This window comes from Accumulibacter sp., from assembly GCF_036625275.1.
Lineage (GTDB): Bacteria > Pseudomonadota > Gammaproteobacteria > Burkholderiales > Rhodocyclaceae > Accumulibacter.
On sequence record NZ_JAZKUD010000014.1, the window covers coordinates 34,942 to 53,919 of the forward strand.

Annotated in this window: 31 protein-coding genes; 30 read left to right on the forward strand and 1 reads right to left on the reverse strand. The window is 56.9% G+C overall.

Annotated elements, in window-relative coordinates; genetic code table 11:
* The first annotated feature begins 61 nt into the window (after positions 1-61).
* The 28 genes from rplC to rplQ all read left to right on the forward strand — a co-directional run bounded on the left by rplC (position 62) and on the right by rplQ (position 13,683).
* Positions 62-706 carry a 50S ribosomal protein L3 gene (gene rplC, locus V5B39_RS07685; RefSeq protein WP_332342319.1) on the forward strand — a complete coding sequence of 215 codons (645 nt, stop codon included), beginning with the start codon at positions 62-64 and terminating at the stop codon, positions 704-706.
* Positions 707-1,327 carry a 50S ribosomal protein L4 gene (rplD, locus tag V5B39_RS07690; RefSeq protein WP_332342320.1) on the forward strand — a complete coding sequence of 207 codons (621 nt, stop codon included), beginning with the start codon at positions 707-709 and terminating at the stop codon, positions 1,325-1,327. It begins immediately after the preceding gene.
* Positions 1,324-1,626, forward strand: a complete 303-nt coding sequence (rplW, locus tag V5B39_RS07695) for a 50S ribosomal protein L23 (RefSeq protein WP_332342321.1) — start codon at positions 1,324-1,326, stop codon at positions 1,624-1,626. The genes rplD and rplW overlap by 4 nt, the downstream gene beginning before the upstream one ends.
* On the forward strand, positions 1,626-2,453 hold the full coding sequence (gene rplB / locus V5B39_RS07700) for a 50S ribosomal protein L2 (protein ID WP_332342322.1): 828 nt from the start codon (positions 1,626-1,628) through the stop codon (positions 2,451-2,453). Before rplW ends, rplB begins: the two co-directional genes overlap by 1 nt.
* Before the next feature lie 13 nt (positions 2,454-2,466).
* Positions 2,467-2,742, forward strand: coding sequence for a 30S ribosomal protein S19 (rpsS, locus tag V5B39_RS07705; RefSeq protein WP_332342323.1), 276 nt, complete (start codon positions 2,467-2,469; stop codon positions 2,740-2,742).
* Positions 2,743-2,752: 10 nt separating this feature from the next.
* Positions 2,753-3,082, forward strand: coding sequence for a 50S ribosomal protein L22 (rplV, locus tag V5B39_RS07710; protein WP_332342324.1), 330 nt, complete (start codon positions 2,753-2,755; stop codon positions 3,080-3,082).
* A 9-nt stretch (positions 3,083-3,091) separates the two neighbouring features.
* The gene (gene rpsC / locus V5B39_RS07715; protein WP_332342325.1) at positions 3,092-3,940 is read left to right on the forward strand and encodes a 30S ribosomal protein S3; all 849 of its coding nucleotides are present in this window, start codon (positions 3,092-3,094) and stop codon (positions 3,938-3,940) included.
* Complete coding sequence (gene rplP / locus V5B39_RS07720) at positions 3,924-4,337, forward strand: 50S ribosomal protein L16 (RefSeq protein ID WP_034923808.1); 414 nt, start codon at positions 3,924-3,926, stop codon at positions 4,335-4,337. The genes rpsC and rplP overlap by 17 nt, the downstream gene beginning before the upstream one ends.
* Positions 4,338-4,339: 2 nt before the next feature.
* Positions 4,340-4,534: a 50S ribosomal protein L29 gene (gene rpmC / locus V5B39_RS07725; RefSeq protein ID WP_332342326.1), complete on the forward strand. Its 195-nt coding sequence runs from the start codon at positions 4,340-4,342 to the stop codon at positions 4,532-4,534.
* Positions 4,531-4,797 carry a 30S ribosomal protein S17 gene (gene rpsQ / locus V5B39_RS07730; RefSeq protein ID WP_332342327.1) on the forward strand — a complete coding sequence of 89 codons (267 nt, stop codon included), beginning with the start codon at positions 4,531-4,533 and terminating at the stop codon, positions 4,795-4,797. Before rpmC ends, rpsQ begins: the two co-directional genes overlap by 4 nt.
* 129 nt (positions 4,798-4,926) lie before the next feature.
* Positions 4,927-5,295: a 50S ribosomal protein L14 gene (gene rplN / locus V5B39_RS07735; protein ID WP_034914334.1), complete on the forward strand. Its 369-nt coding sequence runs from the start codon at positions 4,927-4,929 to the stop codon at positions 5,293-5,295.
* Between the two features lie 10 nt (positions 5,296-5,305).
* Positions 5,306-5,623 carry a 50S ribosomal protein L24 gene (rplX, locus tag V5B39_RS07740; RefSeq protein ID WP_332342328.1) on the forward strand — a complete coding sequence of 106 codons (318 nt, stop codon included), beginning with the start codon at positions 5,306-5,308 and terminating at the stop codon, positions 5,621-5,623.
* A gap of 9 nt (positions 5,624-5,632) precedes the next feature.
* A complete protein-coding gene (gene rplE, locus V5B39_RS07745; RefSeq protein ID WP_332342329.1) occupies positions 5,633-6,172 on the forward strand; it encodes a 50S ribosomal protein L5 in 540 nt (179 codons plus the stop codon).
* 6 nt (positions 6,173-6,178) lie between these two features.
* On the forward strand, positions 6,179-6,484 hold the full coding sequence (gene rpsN, locus V5B39_RS07750; protein WP_332342330.1) for a 30S ribosomal protein S14: 306 nt from the start codon (positions 6,179-6,181) through the stop codon (positions 6,482-6,484).
* 15 nt (positions 6,485-6,499) lie between these two features.
* A complete protein-coding gene (gene rpsH / locus V5B39_RS07755) occupies positions 6,500-6,895 on the forward strand; it encodes a 30S ribosomal protein S8 (protein WP_034944384.1) in 396 nt (131 codons plus the stop codon).
* A 9-nt stretch (positions 6,896-6,904) separates the two neighbouring features.
* Positions 6,905-7,441: a 50S ribosomal protein L6 gene (gene rplF, locus V5B39_RS07760; protein WP_332342331.1), complete on the forward strand. Its 537-nt coding sequence runs from the start codon at positions 6,905-6,907 to the stop codon at positions 7,439-7,441.
* 13 nt (positions 7,442-7,454) lie between these two features.
* Positions 7,455-7,808: a 50S ribosomal protein L18 gene (gene rplR, locus V5B39_RS07765; protein WP_332342348.1), complete on the forward strand. Its 354-nt coding sequence runs from the start codon at positions 7,455-7,457 to the stop codon at positions 7,806-7,808.
* A 27-nt stretch (positions 7,809-7,835) separates the two neighbouring features.
* Positions 7,836-8,360 carry a 30S ribosomal protein S5 gene (rpsE, locus tag V5B39_RS07770; RefSeq protein ID WP_332342332.1) on the forward strand — a complete coding sequence of 175 codons (525 nt, stop codon included), beginning with the start codon at positions 7,836-7,838 and terminating at the stop codon, positions 8,358-8,360.
* A gap of 3 nt (positions 8,361-8,363) precedes the next feature.
* On the forward strand, positions 8,364-8,546 hold the full coding sequence (rpmD, locus tag V5B39_RS07775; protein WP_034923777.1) for a 50S ribosomal protein L30: 183 nt from the start codon (positions 8,364-8,366) through the stop codon (positions 8,544-8,546).
* A 1-nt stretch (position 8,547) separates the two neighbouring features.
* Positions 8,548-8,982 (forward strand): 50S ribosomal protein L15, encoded by a 435-nt coding sequence (rplO, locus tag V5B39_RS07780; protein WP_332342333.1) that lies wholly within the window; start codon positions 8,548-8,550, stop codon positions 8,980-8,982.
* A 24-nt stretch (positions 8,983-9,006) separates the two neighbouring features.
* Positions 9,007-10,326 carry a preprotein translocase subunit SecY gene (secY, locus tag V5B39_RS07785; protein WP_332342334.1) on the forward strand — a complete coding sequence of 440 codons (1,320 nt, stop codon included), beginning with the start codon at positions 9,007-9,009 and terminating at the stop codon, positions 10,324-10,326.
* Position 10,327: 1 nt separating this feature from the next.
* Complete coding sequence (gene infA / locus V5B39_RS07790) at positions 10,328-10,546, forward strand: translation initiation factor IF-1 (RefSeq protein ID WP_015767904.1); 219 nt, start codon at positions 10,328-10,330, stop codon at positions 10,544-10,546.
* 101 nt (positions 10,547-10,647) lie between these two features.
* Entirely contained in the window at positions 10,648-10,761 is a 114-nt protein-coding gene (gene rpmJ / locus V5B39_RS07795) for a 50S ribosomal protein L36 (RefSeq protein WP_034923764.1), read from the forward strand.
* A 76-nt stretch (positions 10,762-10,837) separates the two neighbouring features.
* Complete coding sequence (gene rpsM / locus V5B39_RS07800; protein WP_034923761.1) at positions 10,838-11,200, forward strand: 30S ribosomal protein S13; 363 nt, start codon at positions 10,838-10,840, stop codon at positions 11,198-11,200.
* 20 nt (positions 11,201-11,220) lie between these two features.
* Entirely contained in the window at positions 11,221-11,616 is a 396-nt protein-coding gene (gene rpsK, locus V5B39_RS07805) for a 30S ribosomal protein S11 (RefSeq protein WP_034910014.1), read from the forward strand.
* 11 nt (positions 11,617-11,627) lie between these two features.
* Positions 11,628-12,257 carry a 30S ribosomal protein S4 gene (rpsD, locus tag V5B39_RS07810; protein WP_332342335.1) on the forward strand — a complete coding sequence of 210 codons (630 nt, stop codon included), beginning with the start codon at positions 11,628-11,630 and terminating at the stop codon, positions 12,255-12,257.
* A 40-nt stretch (positions 12,258-12,297) separates the two neighbouring features.
* Positions 12,298-13,272: a DNA-directed RNA polymerase subunit alpha gene (locus V5B39_RS07815; RefSeq protein WP_332342336.1), complete on the forward strand. Its 975-nt coding sequence runs from the start codon at positions 12,298-12,300 to the stop codon at positions 13,270-13,272.
* A gap of 30 nt (positions 13,273-13,302) precedes the next feature.
* Positions 13,303-13,683, forward strand: coding sequence for a 50S ribosomal protein L17 (gene rplQ, locus V5B39_RS07820; protein ID WP_034923752.1), 381 nt, complete (start codon positions 13,303-13,305; stop codon positions 13,681-13,683).
* A 64-nt stretch (positions 13,684-13,747) separates the two neighbouring features.
* Here the strand turns inward: rplQ and V5B39_RS07825 are convergent, their stop codons facing one another.
* Positions 13,748-15,586 (reverse strand): ABCB family ABC transporter ATP-binding protein/permease, encoded by a 1,839-nt coding sequence (locus V5B39_RS07825; RefSeq protein ID WP_332342337.1) that lies wholly within the window; start codon positions 15,584-15,586, stop codon positions 13,748-13,750.
* Positions 15,587-15,790: 204 nt separating this feature from the next.
* Between V5B39_RS07825 and V5B39_RS07830 the strand changes: the two genes are divergently transcribed.
* Positions 15,791-16,525 carry a TetR/AcrR family transcriptional regulator gene (locus V5B39_RS07830; RefSeq protein WP_332342338.1) on the forward strand — a complete coding sequence of 245 codons (735 nt, stop codon included), beginning with the start codon at positions 15,791-15,793 and terminating at the stop codon, positions 16,523-16,525.
* A gap of 83 nt (positions 16,526-16,608) precedes the next feature.
* On the forward strand, positions 16,609-18,948 hold the full coding sequence (locus tag V5B39_RS07835; protein ID WP_434735666.1) for an acyl-CoA dehydrogenase: 2,340 nt from the start codon (positions 16,609-16,611) through the stop codon (positions 18,946-18,948).
* Positions 18,949-18,978 lie beyond the last annotated feature (30 nt).

The window sequence follows — 18,978 nt, forward strand, 5'->3', positions numbered from 1 at the left end:
TACTGCCTGTTTTTTAAGCAGCGCTCGCCGGCCAATCGTAGCCGGTCAGAGGAGAATAAACATGAGTCTAGGCCTTGTTGGGCGCAAGGTCGGCATGACGCGCATCTTTACCGAGGATGGTGTGAGTGTTCCGGTAACCGTGCTCGATGTGTCGAACAATCGCGTTGCCCAGATCAAAACGCCGGAGAAAGACGGCTATTCAGTCGTGCAGGTGGCTTTCGGCAAGCGCCGCGCCTCGCGCGTGAATAAGCCCCTCGCGGGGCATCTTGCCAAGGCGGGTGTCGAAGCCGGTCACGTCTTGAAGGAGTTTCCCGTTTCCGTCGCCGACCTCGCTGCACTGCAGCCTGGCGATCAGATCAGTGTAAGCATCTTCGCGGTCGGGCAGAAGGTTGATGTCACTGGTCAGACCATCGGCAAGGGCTTTTCGGGTGGAATCAAACGGCATCAATTCAGGTCTCAGGGTGCTGCTCACGGCAATTCGGTCTCGCATCAGGCCCTCGGTTCAACCGGAATGGCACAGGATCCGGGTCGTGTTTTTCCGGGCAAGAAAATGGCGGGTCATCTGGGTGCTGTCAAACGTACTCAGCAAAACCTTGAAGTCGTTCGCGTTGATGCTGAACGCCAGTTGCTGTTGCTCAAGGGTGCGGTCCCCGGTTCCAAAGGGTCGGACGTAATCGTGCGTCCTGCAGTCAAGGCGGGGGCATAAATGGAACTCAAACTGATCAATGAACAAGGCCTGGAAGCGAGTCGCCTGGAAGCTTCCGACACTCTGTTTGGCCGCGAATACAATGAAGCGCTGGTGCATCAGGTGTTGGTTGCCTACCAGGCCAATGGTCGTAGCGGCAACCGCGCCCAGAAAAGCCGGCATGATGTCCGGCATACCACCAAGAAGCCGTGGCGCCAGAAGGGTACTGGTCGCGCCCGCGCTGGCATGTCTTCTTCACCAATCTGGCGAGGCGGTGGCCAGGTCTTCCCAAGTTCCCCGGATGAGAACTTCGCCCATAAACTGAATCGCAAGATGTATCGCGCCGGGATGGCCTCGATCCTCTCGCAGCTTGCTCGCGAGGATCGTCTGGCGGTGGTCGACAGTTTTACCATCGAAGCTCCGAAAACGAAGATTTTTGCGTCCAAGATCAAAGGGATGGGCTACGATTCGGTGCTCCTGATCACGGATGATCTCGACGAAAACGTATTCTTGGCAGCACGCAATCTGCCGAACATTCTGGTTGTCGAGGTTCAGCAAGCAGACCCGGTGTCACTGGTCCGGTTCCGGAAGGTGCTGATGACCAAAGGGGCGCTCGCCAAGTTTGAGGAGATCCTGGGATGAATCAAGAACGTCTGATGCAAGTGTTGCTCGCTCCTCAGATCTCCGAAAAGGCCACTTTTGTTGCCGACAAACACGAGCAGGTGATCTTTCGTGTGGCATCCGATGCAACCAAGCCTGAGATCAAGGGGGCTGTTGAGTTGCTGTTCAAGGTCTCGGTGAAGTCGGTACAGATTGCGAACGTGAAGGGCAAGCACAAGAAATTCGGCCGTAGGATGGGTCGCCGAAACAACTGGAAAAAGGCCTACGTCTGCCTGCAGCCGGGCCAGGAGATTAATTTTGTCGATGGAGGAGGCGTCTGATGGCACTCGTCAAAGTCAAACCGACCTCGCCGGGTCGCCGTGCCGTCATCCGGGTCGTGAGCACCGACCTGCACAAGGGCGAGCCTGTTGCTGCATTGCTTGAACCACAATCCAAGAACGCTGGTCGCAATAACAACGGTCATGTCACGACCCGGCACCAGGGTGGTGGGCATAAGCAGCACTATCGGCTGATTGATTTCAAGCGCAACAAGGATGGAGTTCCGGCAAAGGTCGAACGTCTCGAGTACGATCCGAACCGGACTGCAAACATTGCCCTGCTTTGTTACGCTGATGGTGAACGCCGCTACATCATTGCCCCGAAAGGCCTGACCGTTGGTCAACAGGTCTCGAGTGGTTCTGAAGCACCGATCAAGACGGGCAATTCTTTGCCGATCCGTAATATTCCGGTCGGTACGACAATCCATTGCGTCGAGATGGTGCCGGGAAAGGGTGCGCAGTTGGCACGATCCGCCGGGACCTCGGTACAGTTGCTGGCCCGTGAAGGTGTGCATGCGCAGCTTCGCCTACGTTCCGGCGAGATTCGTCGAGTGCATGTCGAGTGCCGTGCGACCGTCGGCGAGGTGGGTAACGAAGAACATAGCCTGCGTTCCATAGGCAAAGCCGGCGGCAATCGTTGGCGTGGTATTCGACCGACTGTTCGGGGCGTCGCGATGAATCCGATCGACCACCCGCACGGTGGCGGTGAAGGCAAGACAGCAGCAGGGATGCATCCGGTCAGTCCTTGGGGTACCAAGACCAAAGGTTATCGTACTCGTCGCAACAAGCGCACAACGTCGATGATCGTGCAGCGCCGTCAAAAACGCTAGGGGATAGATAACCATGGGACGTTCCATTAAAAAGGGCCCGTTTGCTGATGCCCATCTGATTAAAAAAGTGAGCGTGGTGCGCGCGACGGGCGACAAGCGCCCGATCAAGACGTGGTCGCGCAGGTCGACCGTGCTGCCGGATTTCGTGGGTCTCACCATTGCCGTTCATAACGGCAAGCAGCACGTACCGGTGTACGTCACCGAGAATATGGTTGGGCACAAACTGGGCGAGTTTTCACTGACCCGTACCTTCAAGGGCCACACCGCTGGCAAGAAGGCCAAGAAGTAAAGGAATGAATATGGAAACTCGTGCTGTTTTGCGTGGGGTTCGGCTGTCGAGTCAGAAAGGTCGGCTGGTGGCCGATCAGATTCGCGGTTTACCAATCGATAAGGCGCTCAACATTCTGACCTTCAGTCCCAAGAAAGGCGCCGCAATCATCAAGAAGGTGCTCGAATCGGCTATCGCCAACGCCGAGCATAATGTCGGTGCGGATATTGACGAGCTGAAGGTAACGACTATCTGTGTCGAAAAGGGCATGGTGCTCAAGCGCTTTGCAGCGCGAGCCAAGGGGCGCGGCAACCGGATCGTCAAGCCGACCTGTCATGTTTTTCTGACCGTCGGCAACTGAGGAACAAGAATGGGACAAAAGATTCATCCTGCTGGTTTTCGTCTGGCCGTTACGCGTGATTGGTCGTCGCGCTGGTACGCCAACAGCAAGAACTTTGCCGGCATGCTCAACGAAGATGTTCGCGTTCGCGAATACTTGCGGAAAAAGCTGAAACATGCTTCGGTCGGGCGCATCCTTATCGAGCGTCCAGCCAAGAATGCACGTGTGACTGTATTCTCGGCTCGTCCGGGTGTGGTGATCGGCAAGAAGGGGGAAGAGATCGACCACTTGCGGGTGGCCCTGCAGAAGATCATGGGCGTCCCGGTGCATGTGAGCATCGAAGAAATCCGCAAGCCTGAGCTGGATGCTCAGCTAATTGCCGACTCGATTACACAGCAGCTTGAGAAACGCATCATGTTCCGTCGAGCCATGAAACGGGCCATGCAGAATGCAATGCGGTTGGGTGCGCAAGGTATCAAGATCATGAGTTCCGGTCGTCTCAACGGGGTCGAGATTGCCCGGCGGGAATGGTATCGAGAAGGCCGCGTGCCGCTGCACACCTTGCGCGCCGATATTGACTACGCAACCTCGGAAGCGCTGACCACCTATGGCCTGATCGGTGTCAAGGTCTGGGTTTTCAAGGGTGAAATTCTCAATCGCCAGGAACCGGCTACTGTTTCTGCCGAACCGGCACTTGATGATCAGCGGCGGCCTCGCCGTTCTCCTCGCCCTGGTGAGGCGGCTGACCGGCCGCGTACGGTAAGGACCAGGCTCGACGCTCAGGAAGACCTTGTGAAGGCCGAGGGTGCTGCTGCGGAAGCGAAGGCACCCGTGAAACGAGTAAGAAAGGCAGGAACCACAGATGCTGCAGCCAACTAGAAGAAAATACCGCAAAGAGCAGAAAGGCCGCAATACCGGCTTGGCGCTGCGGGGTGCCAAAGTCAGTTTTGGTGAGTACGGGCTAAAAGCGATTGGTCGTGGGCGGTTGACCGCTCGCCAGATTGAAGCAGCGCGGCGGGCCATGACTCGTCACATCAAGCGCGGTGGCCGGATATGGATCCGCATTTTCCCGGACAAGCCGATATCAAAGAAACCTGCCGAAGTCCGGATGGGGAGTGGCAAGGGGAGTCCGGAGTACTACGTGGCTGAGATCAAACCGGGTAAGGTTCTCTACGAGATGGATGGGGTTGCCGAAAGTCTGGCGCGTGAAGCTTTTGCGCTTGCTGCTGCGAAGCTCCCGATTCCAACGGTTTTCGTTACGCGTATGGTGGGTTGATCATGAAAGCCAGTGAACTCAGAGCAAAAACGGTCGACGAATTGAACAAAGAGTTGCTCGACTTGCTGAAAGCCCAATTTGGCCTGCGCATGCAGCTTGCTACGCAGCAGTTGTCGAATAACAGTCAGATTGGCAAAGTGCGTCGTCAGATCGCGCGCGTGCGCACGCTTCTTCGTGAAAAGGCAGTTCAACAATGAGCGAGACCACCAGCAACACGCGCACCTTGGTCGGGCGCGTCGTCAGTGACCGAATGGAAAAGACCGTCACGGTGATCGTCGAGCGTCGCGTCAAGCACGCCATGTATAACAAGATCATCATTCGTTCGAGCAAGTACCATGCACACAACGACAACAACCAGGCAAAGGTCGGCGATGTCGTTGAAATTCAGGAGTCTCGTCCGCTTTCCAAGACCAAGACATGGATGGTCACGAGATTGCTGGAACGTGCTGTTGCGATTTAAGGTTTGCTTTTTCTGGCGAATCCGCTATAATCTCCGGTTTTCCCGCGCTCAACAGCGCAGCGTGTTGAGCGTTCCTCCCCTCGCGGGTTCCAAGACTGACCGCCACAGCGGGCCAAGTTGGAGTGACAGATGATTCAAGTGCAGAGTACTCTCGACGTTGCCGACAACACCGGCGCACGTTCAGTAATGTGTATCAAGGTGTTGGGCGGATCGAAGCGCCGCTATGCTGGTGTCGGTGACATTATCAAGGTCACTATCAAGGATGCGGCGCCGCGTGGGCGCGTCAAGAAGGGTGATGTCTATAGCGCCGTAGTGGTGCGTACCGCCAAGGGCGTTCGCCGCCCTGATGGGTCGCTCGTCAGGTTTGACCACAATGCGGCTGTACTCCTAAATAACAAGATGGAGCCGATTGGCACGCGCATCTTTGGGCCGGTGACACGCGAGTTGCGTGGTGACCGTTTCATGAAGATTGTGTCCCTGGCGCCGGAAGTGCTGTAGGAAGAAGGCGATGGAAAAGATTCGTAAGGGCGACGACGTCCTCGTCATCGCAGGTAAAGACAAGGGCAGGCGCGGAACCGTGCTTCGCCGTACCGATGCCGAGCATGTTCTTGTTGAAGGTGTCAACCGCGCCAAGAAGCATGTCAAGCCGAATCCGGTCAAGGGTGTCGCCGGCGGTATTGTCGAAATGGAAATGCCGCTGCACATCTCGAATGTTGCGATCTACAACCCGGCGAGCAGAAAAGCGGATCGTATCGGGTTCAAAACGCTTGAAGACAATACCAAGGTGCGTTTTTTCAAGTCGACTGGTGAAGTGTTGGGGGCCTAAGGAGTAGTCATGGCGCGTTTGCTGGATTATTACAACACCACGGTGGTGGACGAGTTGACCCGCAGGTTTGGGTACAAGTCGAGAATGGAAGTGCCGAGAATCACCAAGGTTACCCTGAACATGGGGGTGGGTGAAGCGGTTGCTGACAAGAAAGTTCTTGAGAATGCAATGAGCGACCTGGTCAAGATTGCCGGGCAAAAGCCGGTGACTACCAAGGCTCGCAAGTCGATCGCCGGTTTCAAGATCCGTACGGGTTATCCGATCGGCTGCATGGTCACGCTTCGTGGTCCGCGCATGTTCGAGTTTATCGATCGCTTGGTGACTGTTGCGTTGCCGCGGGTTCGCGATTTTCGCGGCATTTCCGGAAAAGGTTTCGATGGCCGTGGCAACTACAACATGGGTCTCAAGGAGCAAATCATCTTTCCTGAAATCGAGTACGACAGGATTGATGCGCTGCGAGGTATGAACATCAGTGTCACGACTACGGCCAAGACCGATGAAGAGGCGCGTGCCTTGCTTGGCGCGTTTAAATTTCCTTTCAGGAACTGAGACGAAATGGCGAAACTTGCTGTGATCAACCGTGGTGAGAAGCGGCGCAAGATGGTTGAGAAGTATGCCAAGAAGCGTGCCGAGCTAATGGCTGTTGTATCCGACCAGAGTCGTTCTGTGGAAGAGCGCTTCGAGGCGCGCTTGAAGGTGCAGGCGTTGCCGCGCAATGCCAGTCCAGTCAGGCTCCGTAACCGCTGCCTGCTCACCGGCCGTCCGCGTGGCGTATTCCGGAAGTTTGGTTTGGGGCGTGGCAAACTGCGCGATTTCGTGATGCAAGGCGAGGTGCCGGGAATGATCAAGGCTAGCTGGTAGGCAGGAGATAACATAATGAGTATGAGTGATCCGATCAGCGACATGCTGACACGCATCCGAAATGCCCAGATGGCAAGCAAGGGCTCCGTCGCCATGCCGTCTTCCAAGGTAAAAATCGCCATTGCCCAGGTCTTGAAGGACGAAGGCTATGTTGAGGACTTTGCTGTGAGTCCGAACGATGGTAAGCCGGTTCTCGAGATTGGTCTGAAATATTACGCTGGCCGGCCGGTGATTGAACGCATTGATCGGGTTTCGAGGCCAGGTCTCCGCATTTATCGAGGTGTCAGTGATATTCCGCAGGTCATGAATGGGCTGGGGGTGGCAATTGTATCGACCCCCAAAGGTGTCATGACTGATCGTAAGGCGCGCGCTAGCCATGTCGGTGGCGAAGTGCTGTGCTTCGTCGCGTAAGGGTTAGCCATGTCCCGCGTTGCAAAAAAACCAATCGTTCTCCCGCCGGGTGTCACCGTCGGTCTTTCAGCAGAACTCATCTCGGTCAAGGGACCGCTAGGGGCTCTCGATTTTGCCTCCCACCCTGCGGTGATCGTCGAACAGGAAGGTGGTAGTCTGCTGTGCAAACCTGTCGAGGGGGTGGCTCAGTCCGATGCGCTTTCCGGGACCATGCGTGCCGTGGTTGCCAATATGGTCACCGGAGTCAGCAAGGGCTTCGAGCGTAAGCTCAATCTGGTTGGCGTTGGCTACCGCGCTCAGGTGCAAGGTGATACGCTCAACCTGAGTCTCGGGTTCTCGCATCCCGTGGTTTACCAGTTGCCAGACGGCATCAGTGCCACAGTGCCGACGCAGACCGAGATTGTAATCAAGGGAGTTGACCGGCAACTCGTTGGCCAGGTCGCGGCAGAGGTTCGCGCCTATCGTAAACCGGAGCCCTACAAGGGCAAGGGCGTGCGTTATGCGGACGAAGTGGTCGTGATCAAGGAAACGAAGAAGAAAAAGTAAGGGTGCTCAGATGATTGACAAAAAACAGGCGCGTTTGCGCAGATCTCGCCAGACCCGTGCCAAGATTGCCGAACTCAAAGCAGTACGTTTGTCGGTTCACCGCAGCAACTGCCACATCTACGCACAGGTGATTTCGGTTTGTGGGACGAGGGTTCTGGCAGCGGCATCGTCGCTGGAGCCAGAAGTGCGCAAGAATCTGCCCAACGGCGGAGACATCAGTGCGGCAAAAACGATCGGTCAATTGATCGCTGAACGCGCGAAACAAGTCGGAATTGACCAAGTGGCGTTTGATCGTTCCGGTTTCCGGTACCACGGGCGGATCAAGGCGCTGGCAGATGCGGCGCGTGAAGCCGGTCTCAAGTTCTGATCGCTCGGCAAAGAATTGGAGTAATCAATGGCTAAACCGCAAAGCAGGAAACCTCAGCAGGCCGAAAAGCCGGACGACGGCATGCGTGAGAAGATGATCTCAATCAACCGCGTGACCAAGGTGGTGAAAGGTGGTCGCATTCTCGGTTTTGCCGCACTGACCGTGGTGGGTGACGGTGACGGTCGGGTGGGAATGGGCAAGGGGAAGTCGCGAGAAGTTCCGGTGGCAGTCCAGAAGGCCATGGAAGAAGCGCGCCGCAATCTGATCAAGGTCAGTCTCCGGAGTGGGACCTTGCAGCACACGGTCGTTGGTCATCATGGGGCGTCGAAAGTGATGATGCAGCCGGCACCCGAAGGTACCGGGATCATTGCTGGCGGCGCCATGCGGGCGGTCTTCGACGTGATTGGCATGACCAATGTGGTTGCCAAGGCGCATGGGTCAACCAATCCTTACAATATTGTGCGGGCGACGATCAATGGTTTGCGGGCGATGACCACGCCGGCCGAGGTTGCTGCCAAACGTGGCAAAACCGTTGCCGAAATCTTGGAGTGAGCAATGTCTGAGAAGAAAGTGAAAGTGACGCTTGTCAGGAGCCTGATCGGTACCAAGGAATCGCATCGCGCAACGGTACGCGGTTTGGGGCTGCGGCGTTTGAATAGTACTTCGCTCCTTGAAGATACGCCGGCGGTTCGCGGGATGATCAACAAGGTTTCCTACCTCCTGAAGTGTGAGGGCTGAGATGGAACTTAATACTATTCAACCCGCCAATGGGGCTCGAACGGATAGAAAGCGTGTCGGCCGAGGTATCGGCTCAGGTTTTGGAAAGACTTGTGGCCGAGGCCACAAAGGTCAGAAATCACGCGCTGGCGGCTTCCAGAAAGTAGGCTTTGAAGGCGGGCAGATGCCACTGCAGCGCCGTCTGCCCAAGCGTGGGTTCAAGTCGATGACCAATGCCCGCAATGCCGAGGTCCGTTTGTCGGAGATCGCGCGTTTGCCGGTTGATGAAGTCGACCTGGCGACGTTGATGCAGGCCAATCTGGTTTCGCAGCATGCGCTGTCGGCAAAGGTGGTGCTCTCTGGCGAAATTAACCGTAAGCTGACCCTCAAGGGTGTCGGGGCAACTGCTGGCGCGCGCGCAGCGATCGAAGCTGCCGGCGGCAGCGTTTCGGAATAACAAGCAAGTAAAAGGTGGCCTTTTTTGGTAACGAGTTCCAACACGGTCAGCAAGGGTGGAAAGTTCGGCGATCTGAAACGTCGGCTGTGGTTCCTGCTTGGTGCCTTGGTCGTGTATCGGATCGGCGCGCATATTCCGGTTCCGGGCATTGACGCCCAAACCTTGAGCATGCTGTTCAACAATCAGCAAGGTGGCATCCTGGGCATGTTCAACATGTTCTCGGGTGGAGCGCTTTCCCGTTTTACGATCTTTGCACTCGGGATCATGCCATATATTTCCGCATCGATCATCATGCAATTGATGACTCACGCCAGCCCGCAACTCGAGGCGCTGAAAAAGGAAGGGGAAGCCGGGCGTCGCAAAATCACGCAGTACACGCGCTATGGAACCGTTTTTCTCGCCTTGTTTCAGGGAATTGGTATTGCTGTCGCGGTCGAATCACAGCCTGGATTGGTGATTGAACCGGGAATGCTGTTTCGCTTCGTAACCGTGACCACACTGGTCACCGGTACGATGTTTCTGATGTGGTTGGGAGAGCAGGTCACCGAACGCGGGCTTGGGAATGGGATCTCGATCATCATTTTTGCGGGGATCGCAGCCGGGTTGCCAAATGCCATAGGCGGCCTCCTTGAGTTGGTTCGAACCGGCGCCATGCATCCTCTGACGGCAATCGTGATTTGCATACTGGTCGTTCTGGTCACCGCGTTTGTCGTTTTCGTTGAACGGGGACAGCGCAAGATCCTGGTCAACTACGCGAAACGTCAGGTGGGTAACAAGATTTATGGTGGGCAAAGTTCGCACCTGCCGCTGAAACTGAACATGGCTGGTGTGATCCCGCCGATTTTTGCTTCGTCGATCATCCTGTTTCCGGCAACGATCGCCGGCTGGTTTGGCTCTGGAGAGTCGGTGCGTTGGCTGAAGGACATTGCGGATGCGCTGTCTCCGGGGCAACCGATTTATGTGATGTTGTATGCTGCGGCGATCATCTTTTTTTGCTTCTTCTATACAGCGCTGGTGTTCAATTCCAAGGAAACTGCCGACAACCTGAAGAGAAGCGGTGCATTCGTTCCCGGGATTCGGCCGGGTGATCAGACCGCACGCTACATCGACAAGATCCTGATGCGACTGACCTTGGTTGGCGCGGGCTATATCACCATCGTCTGTCTGTTACCAGAGTTTCTGATCCTGAAATGGAACGTGCCGTTCTACTTTGGCGGTACCTCCCTCCTGATCATCGTCGTCGTCACCATGGATTTCATGACCCAGGTGCAGGCGTATGCCATGTCACATCAGTACGAAAGCCTGTTGAAAAAGGCTAACTTCAAAGGCTCACCGGCGAAATAGAATGGCGAAGGAAGACTTGATTGAAATGCAGGGCGAGGTTATTGAGAACCTTCCCAATGCCACCTTCAGGGTGAAGCTCGAAAACGGCCATGTCGTGCTGGGTTTCATCTCCGGGAAAATGCGCATGCACTATATTCGCATCCTGCCGGGCGACAAGGTAACCGTGCAACTGACACCCTATGATCTGAGTCGTGCACGCATCGTCTTCCGTGCCAAGTGAATGGCATGGTTTTTAAAAGAATCTAGGATCTACGCAGCAATCTACGCAACAACCCGACAAAAGGCAGGCTGCGCCTCAGGCCGGGAAATCAGGAGTGAATCATGAAAGTGCTGGCATCTGTGAAACGCATCTGCCGCAAGTGCAAGATTATTCGGCGCCATGGCATTGTGCGTGTGATCTGTACGGATCGACGTCACAAGCAGCGTCAGGGTTGATCGCTGCGACCACCATGGTGAGTTGTCAGTCGGTTGAAGGCATAAACATTAAGTTCTCATTATTTGGGGTGAATCGATGGCACGCATCGCAGGGGTAAACCTCCCGAACCACCAGCATGCCGAGATCGCATTAACTGCCATCTACGGTATCGGACGGCCGCGCGCACAGAAAATCTGTGATGCTGCTGGAGTTCTACGTTCAACAAAAATGAAGGACCTGACCGAGGCTGAACTGGAGCGTTTGCGCGACCAGATCGGAAAATTCAGTGTCGAGGGTGACCTGCGTCGCGAAGTCACGATGAGCATCAAGCGCTTGATGGACCTGGGCTGCTATCGTGGCCTTCGCCACCGCAAGGGCCTGCCGTCGCGTGGCCAGCGGACGCGCACCAATGCGCGTACTCGTAAAGGACCACGGAAGCCGATCGCCGGCAAGAAATGATGAAAGACTAGGACCTGACCATGGCCAAGACTGCTGCAAAAGTTCGTAAGAAAGTCAAAATCAGAAAGAACGTCGCTGAGGGTGTTGCTCACATCCACGCTTCTTTCAACAATACGATCATTACCATCACCGACCGTCAGGGTAACGCGCTGTCTTGGGCGACCTCGGGTGGCGCCGGCTTCAAGGGTTCACGCAAGAGTACGCCGTTTGCTGCACAGGTTGCCGCTGAAGCTGCCGGCCGGGTTGCTGTCGAGTGTGGCGTCAAAAACCTCGAAGTTCGCATCAAGGGTCCCGGCCCTGGGCGGGAGTCGTCGGTGCGTGCGCTCAATGCACTCGGGATGAAGATCACCGCGATCACCGATGTCACGCCGATCCCGCATAATGGTTGTCGGCCACCCAAGAAGCGTCGGATTTAAGGAGAAAAATAGTGGCTCGCAATCTCGATCCGAAGTGCCGCCAGTGCCGCCGTGAAGGCGAAAAGTTGTTCCTCAAGGGGGAAAAGTGTTTCACCGACAAGTGCGCGATCGAACGTCGTTCATACGCACCCGGGCAGCATGGCCAGAAGTCCGGGCAGCGCTTGTCCGACTACGGTGTTCACCTGCGGGAAAAGCAGAAGATTCGGCGGATCTATGGCGTTCTTGAAGGACAGTTCCGCAAGGTTTACAAAGAGGCTGACCGTCGCAGGGGCGTGACCGGTGAAGTGCTGCTGCAATTGCTCGAGGCGCGTCTCGATAGCGTTTGTTATCGCATGGGCTTCGCGGCGTCACGCGCGGAGTCGCGCCAGGTGGTCAGGCACAACGGCGTCCTCGTTAACGGTCAGCGTGTAAACATTCCATCATACCAGGTTCGCCCCGGTGATGTCGTTGAAGTCTGCGAGAAGGCAAAAGCACACCTTCGCGTCAAGGCTGCTCTGGCTGCTGCCGAGGCACGGGGTTTCCCCGAGTGGGTTGAAGTGGATGCCAAGGCTGCAAAGGGTACCTACAAGGCACACCCGGAGCGCAGTGAACTGCCGCCGACGATCAACGAGAGTCTCGTCATCGAACTCTACTCGAAGTAGTAGCAGCGAGGCTTGACGGAATCAGGCAAAGGGACAGTACATGCAAAGCAGTGGACTATTTAAACCGCGCATCATCGATGTGCAGAGCTTGTCGCCGGTGCATGCACGAGTGGTCATGGAGCCGTTTGAACGCGGTTACGGGCACACTTTGGGCAATGCGCTGCGCCGGATTCTTCTGTCATCAATGCCTGGCTATGCACCGACCGAGGTCAGCATCGAAGGCGTACTGCATGAATACTCGACCATTGATGGTGTTCAGGAGGATGTGGTGGATATCCTCTTGAACCTCAAGGGGGTCGTCTTCAAGCTGCACAATCGGGAAGAGGTTGTCCTGCAACTTCGCAAGGAAGGCAAGGGGGTTGTTCGGGCTGCTGACATCAACGTCTCTCACGACGTCGAGATCATCAATCCCGAGCATGTCATCGCCCACCTCTCTGCTGGCGGTAAGCTGGCAATGGAAATGAAAATCGAGCGGTCGCGGGGTTATGTGGCAGGCAACCTGCGCGAGATGGGTGACGGCAGCAAGAATATCGGCAAGCTGGTCCTCGATGCATCGTTCAGTCCGGTGCGCCGGGTCAGCTACGCAGTCGAGAGCGCGCGGGTCGAACAGCGAACCGATCTGGACAAGCTGATCATGGACATCGAGACCAACGGTGCCATTGATCCGGAAGATGCCATTCGAACGGCCGCGCGCATCCTGATGGAACAGCTTTCGGTATTCGCCGACCTCGCCGGGACGGCGTTGCCCATCGAGTATCAGAAGACGGTGCAGGTTGATCCCCTGCTGCTGCGTCCGGTGGATGACCTGGAGCTGACGGTTCGTTCGGCCAACTGTCTGAAGGCGGAAAACATCTATTACATTGGCGATCTGATCCAGCGCACCGAGAACGAGTTGCTCAAGACCCCCAATCTGGGTCGCAAGTCGCTGAATGAAATCAAGGAAGTGCTGGCCGCGCGCGGTCTGACACTGGGCATGAAGCTTGAGAACTGGCCTCCCGCCGGCCTCGAGAAGTGAGCAGCCGGACAAGAACAGGAAGGAATTGATATGCGTCACCGTTTGGGTCTTCGTAAACTGAATCGTACCAGCGCCCATCGTCTGGCGATGTTGCGTAACATGACCGTTTCCTTGCTTCGTGAAGAAGCCATCAAGACGACCTTGCCGAAAGCCAAGGAGCTTCGGCGCGTCATTGAGCCGATCATCACCCTCGGCAAGAAGCCGAATCTCGCCAACCGTCGCCTGGCCTTTGACCGGCTGCGTGATCGGGAGATGGTGGTCAAGGTGTTCGACGAACTCGGACCGCGTTATGCAACCCGCAATGGCGGTTATCTGCGGATTCTGAAGTGTGGTTTCCGAGATGGTGACAATGCGCCGATGGCGTTTGTCGAGTTGATGGATCGGCCGGAGGGCAGTGCTGTCACCGAATAGGTGCCGGCGGCAGACGCTGCATCCGCAAAAGCCAGGCTGAGCCTGGCTTTTTTTCGCTCGCCGGCTATTGACCGCGTTTGACGAGCGGTTCGGTTGCGACGCTTTTGCCGGACTCCTCCAACTGTTGGAGGGCCCACATCTGCGCGTACAGGCCGCCAGCGTCGAGCAGGCTGAGGTGTGAGCCGCGTTCGACGATGCGACCGGCGTCCATCACCAGGATCTCGTCGGCATTCATGATCGTCGATAGGCGATGGGCGATCACCAGCGTCGTGCGGCCGCGCGCCGCGTTGTCGAGACTCGCCTGGATGGCTTTTTCGGTTTTCGAGTCGAGTGCCGAAGTCGCTTCATCGAAGATCAACACCTGCGGGTTCTTGAGCAGCGCACGAGCGATAGCAACCCGCTGCTTTTCTCCTCCCGAAAGTTTCAGTCCGCGTTCGCCGACCCGCGTTTCATAGCCATCGGGAAGCAGGTCGATGAATCCCGCGAGTTGTGCCGCGGTGGCTGCGGCAAGCACCTGTTCGCGGCTGGCTTCGGGTCGGCCGTACTGAATGTTGTAGTAAATGGTGTCGTTGAACAACACGGTATCCTGCGGCACGATGCCGATGGCTGCACGCAGGCTCGCCTGGGTGAGTTGGCGAAGATCGTACCCATTGATTCGGACATGACCGCTGCTGATGTCATAGAAGCGGTAGAGCAGCCTTGCCAGGGTCGATTTTCCGGAACCGGACTCGCCGACCACGGCGAGGGTGCGCCCAGCCGGAATCACAAAATCAACGCCGTACAGAATTTGCCGGTTGCTTTCGTAGAAAAAGTCCACATCAGAAAAATGGATCTCCATCGGACCAGCCGGCAGGATCATGGCGTCCGGCGCATCGGCGATCTCCCGGTGCACTGCGAGCAGGTCGAACATGCGCTCGATGTCCGCCAGCGACTGGCGAATCTCGCGGTACACCACGCCGAGAAAGTTCAATGGCATATAGAGTTGAATCAGGAAGGCGTTGACCAGCACTAGATCGCCGAGGGTCATCGAGCCCGCGACCACACCACTGGCTGCTCGCCACATCATCAAAGTGACCCCCAAAGCAATGATCATCTGTTGGCCGAGGTTGAGCCAGGACAGGGAGACCTGGCTTCTGGTCGCCGCGTCTTCCCACAGGTGCATCTGCTGATCGTAACGGCTGGCCTCGTACTGCTCATTGTTGAAGTATTTGACCGTTTCGTAATTGAGCAGGCTGTCGATGGCGCGAGTATTTGCTGCCGAGTCCATTTCGTTGAGTTTTCGGCGAATGCCGATCCGCCAGTTGCTGACCTTGACCGTGAATACCACATAGGCCGTCAACGAAGCCAGGGTGATCAGGACAAAGGCACTGTCGTAGCTCACCAGCAGGATCGTCAGGACGAGCGTGATTTCGACCAGGGTCGGGAGAATCGAATAGAGCGTGTAGCTGATCAGACTGGAGATCGATCGGCTGCCACGCTCGATGTCGCGTGAAACGCCACCGGTTTGCCTTTGCAGATGAAAGCGCAGCGAGAGTTCGTGCAGGTGCCGGAAGACTTCCAGCGCGATCCGGCGTACGGCGCGCTGCGTGACGCGGGCAAAGAGAATCTCGCGCAACTCGGTGAACAGCGAGGTCGAAAAACGCAGTGTGCCGTAGAGCAGCAGCAGCAGGGTGGGCAAGGCGAGTGCCTGTTGCATGCTGCTCAGGCCGTCGATCATCTCCTTGAAAACCAGCGGCACGCAGACATTGGCCAGTTTTGCACTGAACAAACACGAGAGGGCCAGGAAGACTCGCCATTTGTATTGCCACAGATAGGGCAGCAACTTGTTCAGAGTCAACCAGAGATGACTGTCGGCGGTTTCAGGCCGCTCGGCTGCAGGGTAGAGGGAAGCGGCTCGGCGCATGGCTTGGGCGTGTCGATCGGGTTTCTGATCCTTGGAGTATGCCCTGTTGTCGAGTGAGGTCTCAAGGATCGGTGCAGAAAGCGGCAAAAAAACTTGCATTTGGGAAGCGATGGCCCTAACATCAAAACGAACGTTTGAACTACATGTTTTTGCCAAGCGTTCGAAGCGCATATTTCAGCATTTCCTGGGTCAGCGAGCGATTCTATGTCCGATCAGAAAACCACAAGCGATACCCGTGAGCGCATCCTGGACGTTGCCGAACGTCTGTTCATGGACAACGGCTACGAAGCGACGTCAATGCGGGCCATCACCAGCGCGGCGGAAGTCAACCTGGCGGCGGTGAACTACCATTTCGGTTCGAAAGAGGCGTTGTTGTGCGAAGTCTTCCGGCGTCGGCTGACCTGGCTCAACGACCAGCGCCTGCAGGCCCTCGACAAGCTCGAAGCGCAGGCTGCCGGCGCACCGATCAAACCGTCGCAGATACTCGAAGCGTTTTTCGGTACCTTGTTGCGGATGGGTGAGGACCCGTCACTCGGTGGCATGACCTTTCTGCGTCTGCTCGGGCGAACCCTGACCGAGCCGGCCGAGTTCATTCGAACCTTTTTTGCCGGTGAGTATGCGCAAGTGATCGATCGTTACAAGCGGGCGCTATTTCGTGCCTTGCCGGACGTTCCCAAAGCGGAGATTGTCTGGCGCCTGCATTTCATGCTGGGCGCCATGTCTTACGCAATTGCCGGTACCGACGTGCTGCAGGTCGTCACCGGTTGCGAAGTGGGAGACCTCGCGGGTGAAGCCAGTTGCGATGACCCGGATACGGTGCTGGCCAGACGCCTGGCAGAACGGCTGATGCCATTTCTGCTCGGTGGCCTGCGGGCACCCTTGCCTCAGTTTCATGAGGAAGCCAATAAACAACAAGAGCCGTCTTCGAAGACGGTCTAATCTTCCAGGGACAAGGCGCGAAGCGCAAGGTCCAACATACAAAACACCCAGGACCAGCAATAGGAGAAGCAGCAATGATCACAATGGTCGTCTCGATCATCATCGGTATCACACTGGTGAGTCTGGTCGTGCTATTCGGCGTTCGCCCCTTGCGGCGAGCACTGATCAGCCGGCCAATTTTCAATACCTACAAACGGATTCTGCCACAGATGTCGGATACCGAGCGCGTCGCGCTCGAGGCCGGCACAGTATGGTGGGACGGCGAACTGTTCCGCGGTAATCCTGACTGGGAAAAGCTGCTCGCCTATCCGGTGCCAACGCTCAGGCCGGAAGAGCAGTCCTTCATGGACAACGAGGTCGAGCAGGCCTGTGCGCTGGTGGATGACTGGCAGGTGACGAACGAATTATACGATCTGCCCCCACAGGCATGGCAGTACATCAAGGACAAGGGCTTCCTCGGGATGATCATCCCGAAGAAGTATGGCGGTCTTGAATTCTCGGCCTACGCCCACTCGCAGATCGTCACCAAACTGTCGACACGTTGTTCGGCGTTGTCGGTATCGGTGATGGTGCCCAACTCGCTCGGTCCTGCCGAACTGTTGCTGCACTATGGAACCGAAGCGCAGAAGAACCACTACCTGCCACGATTGGCCAAGGGGATCGAGATTCCTGCCTTCGCCCTGACCAGCCCCTGGGCCGGTTCAGACGCCGGCTCGATCCCTGACGTCGGCATTGTCTGCAAGGGCATGTGGCAAGGCCGGGAAGTGCTCGGCATGCGTGTGACCTGGGACAAGCGTTACATTACCCTCGGTCCGGTGTGCACCATCCTCGGTCTGGCTTTCCATCTCTACGATCCGGATGGTCTGCTCGGCAGCAGGAAGCATCTCGGCATCACCTGCGCGCTGGTGCCGCGTGACACGCCGGGCGCAGAAATCGGTCGTCGCCACTTCCCGCTCAACGCCATGTTCATGAATGGTCCGACGCGCGGCAAGGACGTCTTCATGCCACTCGACTACGTGATCGGAGGCCCGGCGATGGTGGGCCAAGGCTGGCGGATGCTGATGGAGTGTCTGGCGGCTGGCCGCTCGATCTCGCTGCCGTCGTCGAACGCCGGCATGGCGCAACTGACCGCTCGCACGGTCGGTGCTTATGCGCGTGTTCGCAGCCAGTTCAAAATGGCGATCGGGCGTTTCGAAGGCGTTGAAGAGCCGCTGACGCGCATCGGCGCCTACACCTACATGATGAATGCCGTGCGTACGATGACGGCTGGTGCCATCGACCTCGGCGAGAAGCCGTCGGTGGTCTCGGCGATCGCCAAATACCATGTCACCGAGCGCGCTCGCCAGGTCGTCAATGATGGCATGGACATCGTCGGCGGCAAGGGGATCTGTCTTGGACCGTCGAATTTCATTGGCCGAGCCTATCAGCAACTGCCGATTGGAATTACCGTCGAAGGTGCAAACATCCTGACGCGCAGCATGATCCTGTTTGGCCAGGGAGCCATCCGCTGTCATCCGTATGTCCTCAAGGAGATGAAATCGGCTTTCAACCCGGATGTAGAACAGGGTCTGCGCGATTTCGACAAGGCCTTTTTCGGTCACCTCGTGTTCACCATTGGACATGCTTTCGGGGCCCTGAGAAAGGGCCTGACCGGATCGCATTTCGTCTCCGTGCCAGCCAACGTCGCTCCGGAAACCCGGCGCTACTACCAACAGCTGACGCGTTTTGCCTCGGCTTTCGCCTTCCTTGCCGACATCTCGATGCTGGTCCTGGGCGGTGAATTGAAGCGTCGGGAAAAGCTCTCGGCGCGGCTTGGTGACATCCTGTCGATGCTGTATCTGTGTTCGGCAACACTCAAGCGCTATGAGTCGGAAGGGCGTCAGCAGGCCGACGCTCCGCTGATGCACTGGGCGATGTGGGATGCGATGTACAAGGCGCAGATGGCGTTTGACGGGGTGATTGCCAATTTCCCGGTGCGCTGGATCGCGCGCATGCTCTACCGTCTCGTCTTCCCCCTTGGCCATCCATACGACGTGCCTTCGGACCGGATTGGTCATCAGGTGGCCAAGTTGCTGATCGAACCCTCGGCTGCGCGCGACCGTCTGACCGCCGAATCCTATCTGCCCAAGATCGAAAGCGAAGCTGTCGGCGCACTCGAACTGGCGTTGGCGGCAACCATTGCTGCCGAACCGATCGAAGCCAAGATTCGCGCTGCTGAAAAGAGTGGCGTACTGACCGACAATCCCGATGCCAACGTCCGCGACCTGGCGCATGCGGCTTTTGCCGCCGGCATCGTGACCGCGGCAGAGTACGCCGTGCTCAAGCGACGTAACGAACTGCGCGACATGGTCATCCGCGTCGACGATTTCCCGCATGACCTCGGGCATGTGCGGCAACAGCCGCTGTTGCACAAAGCCGCCTAGACCGCCGGTCAAAGATTTCGGGAAGGTGCG

Excerpts from the sequence above, each read along its gene's own strand:
- rplQ (WP_034923752.1), top strand. The coding sequence starts at position 13,303 with ATGCGTCACCGTTTGGGTCTTCGTAAACTGAATCGTACCAGCGCCCAT.
- rpsM (WP_034923761.1), top strand. The coding sequence starts at position 10,838 with ATGGCACGCATCGCAGGGGTAAACCTCCCGAACCACCAGCATGCCGAG.
- V5B39_RS07815 (WP_332342336.1), top strand. The coding sequence starts at position 12,298 with ATGCAAAGCAGTGGACTATTTAAACCGCGCATCATCGATGTGCAGAGC.
- V5B39_RS07835 (WP_434735666.1), top strand. The coding sequence starts at position 16,609 with ATGGTCGTCTCGATCATCATCGGTATCACACTGGTGAGTCTGGTCGTG.
- rpsH (WP_034944384.1), top strand. The coding sequence starts at position 6,500 with ATGAGTATGAGTGATCCGATCAGCGACATGCTGACACGCATCCGAAAT.
- rpmD (WP_034923777.1), top strand. The coding sequence starts at position 8,364 with ATGTCTGAGAAGAAAGTGAAAGTGACGCTTGTCAGGAGCCTGATCGGT.
- rpsC (WP_332342325.1), top strand. The coding sequence starts at position 3,092 with ATGGGACAAAAGATTCATCCTGCTGGTTTTCGTCTGGCCGTTACGCGT.
- rplW (WP_332342321.1), top strand. The coding sequence starts at position 1,324 with ATGAATCAAGAACGTCTGATGCAAGTGTTGCTCGCTCCTCAGATCTCC.
- rpmC (WP_332342326.1), top strand. The coding sequence starts at position 4,340 with ATGAAAGCCAGTGAACTCAGAGCAAAAACGGTCGACGAATTGAACAAA.
- rplO (WP_332342333.1), top strand. The coding sequence starts at position 8,548 with ATGGAACTTAATACTATTCAACCCGCCAATGGGGCTCGAACGGATAGA.
- rplE (WP_332342329.1), top strand. The coding sequence starts at position 5,633 with ATGGCGCGTTTGCTGGATTATTACAACACCACGGTGGTGGACGAGTTG.
- V5B39_RS07830 (WP_332342338.1), top strand. The coding sequence starts at position 15,791 with ATGTCCGATCAGAAAACCACAAGCGATACCCGTGAGCGCATCCTGGAC.
- V5B39_RS07825 (WP_332342337.1), bottom strand. The coding sequence starts at position 15,586 with ATGCGCCGAGCCGCTTCCCTCTACCCTGCAGCCGAGCGGCCTGAAACC.
- rplV (WP_332342324.1), top strand. The coding sequence starts at position 2,753 with ATGGAAACTCGTGCTGTTTTGCGTGGGGTTCGGCTGTCGAGTCAGAAA.
- rpsK (WP_034910014.1), top strand. The coding sequence starts at position 11,221 with ATGGCCAAGACTGCTGCAAAAGTTCGTAAGAAAGTCAAAATCAGAAAG.
- rpmJ (WP_034923764.1), top strand. The coding sequence starts at position 10,648 with ATGAAAGTGCTGGCATCTGTGAAACGCATCTGCCGCAAGTGCAAGATT.
- infA (WP_015767904.1), top strand. The coding sequence starts at position 10,328 with ATGGCGAAGGAAGACTTGATTGAAATGCAGGGCGAGGTTATTGAGAAC.
- rplN (WP_034914334.1), top strand. The coding sequence starts at position 4,927 with ATGATTCAAGTGCAGAGTACTCTCGACGTTGCCGACAACACCGGCGCA.
- rpsN (WP_332342330.1), top strand. The coding sequence starts at position 6,179 with ATGGCGAAACTTGCTGTGATCAACCGTGGTGAGAAGCGGCGCAAGATG.
- rplB (WP_332342322.1), top strand. The coding sequence starts at position 1,626 with ATGGCACTCGTCAAAGTCAAACCGACCTCGCCGGGTCGCCGTGCCGTC.
- rpsS (WP_332342323.1), top strand. The coding sequence starts at position 2,467 with ATGGGACGTTCCATTAAAAAGGGCCCGTTTGCTGATGCCCATCTGATT.
- rpsQ (WP_332342327.1), top strand. The coding sequence starts at position 4,531 with ATGAGCGAGACCACCAGCAACACGCGCACCTTGGTCGGGCGCGTCGTC.
- rpsE (WP_332342332.1), top strand. The coding sequence starts at position 7,836 with ATGGCTAAACCGCAAAGCAGGAAACCTCAGCAGGCCGAAAAGCCGGAC.
- rplC (WP_332342319.1), top strand. The coding sequence starts at position 62 with ATGAGTCTAGGCCTTGTTGGGCGCAAGGTCGGCATGACGCGCATCTTT.
- rplF (WP_332342331.1), top strand. The coding sequence starts at position 6,905 with ATGTCCCGCGTTGCAAAAAAACCAATCGTTCTCCCGCCGGGTGTCACC.
- rplP (WP_034923808.1), top strand. The coding sequence starts at position 3,924 with ATGCTGCAGCCAACTAGAAGAAAATACCGCAAAGAGCAGAAAGGCCGC.
- rplX (WP_332342328.1), top strand. The coding sequence starts at position 5,306 with ATGGAAAAGATTCGTAAGGGCGACGACGTCCTCGTCATCGCAGGTAAA.
- rplD (WP_332342320.1), top strand. The coding sequence starts at position 707 with ATGGAACTCAAACTGATCAATGAACAAGGCCTGGAAGCGAGTCGCCTG.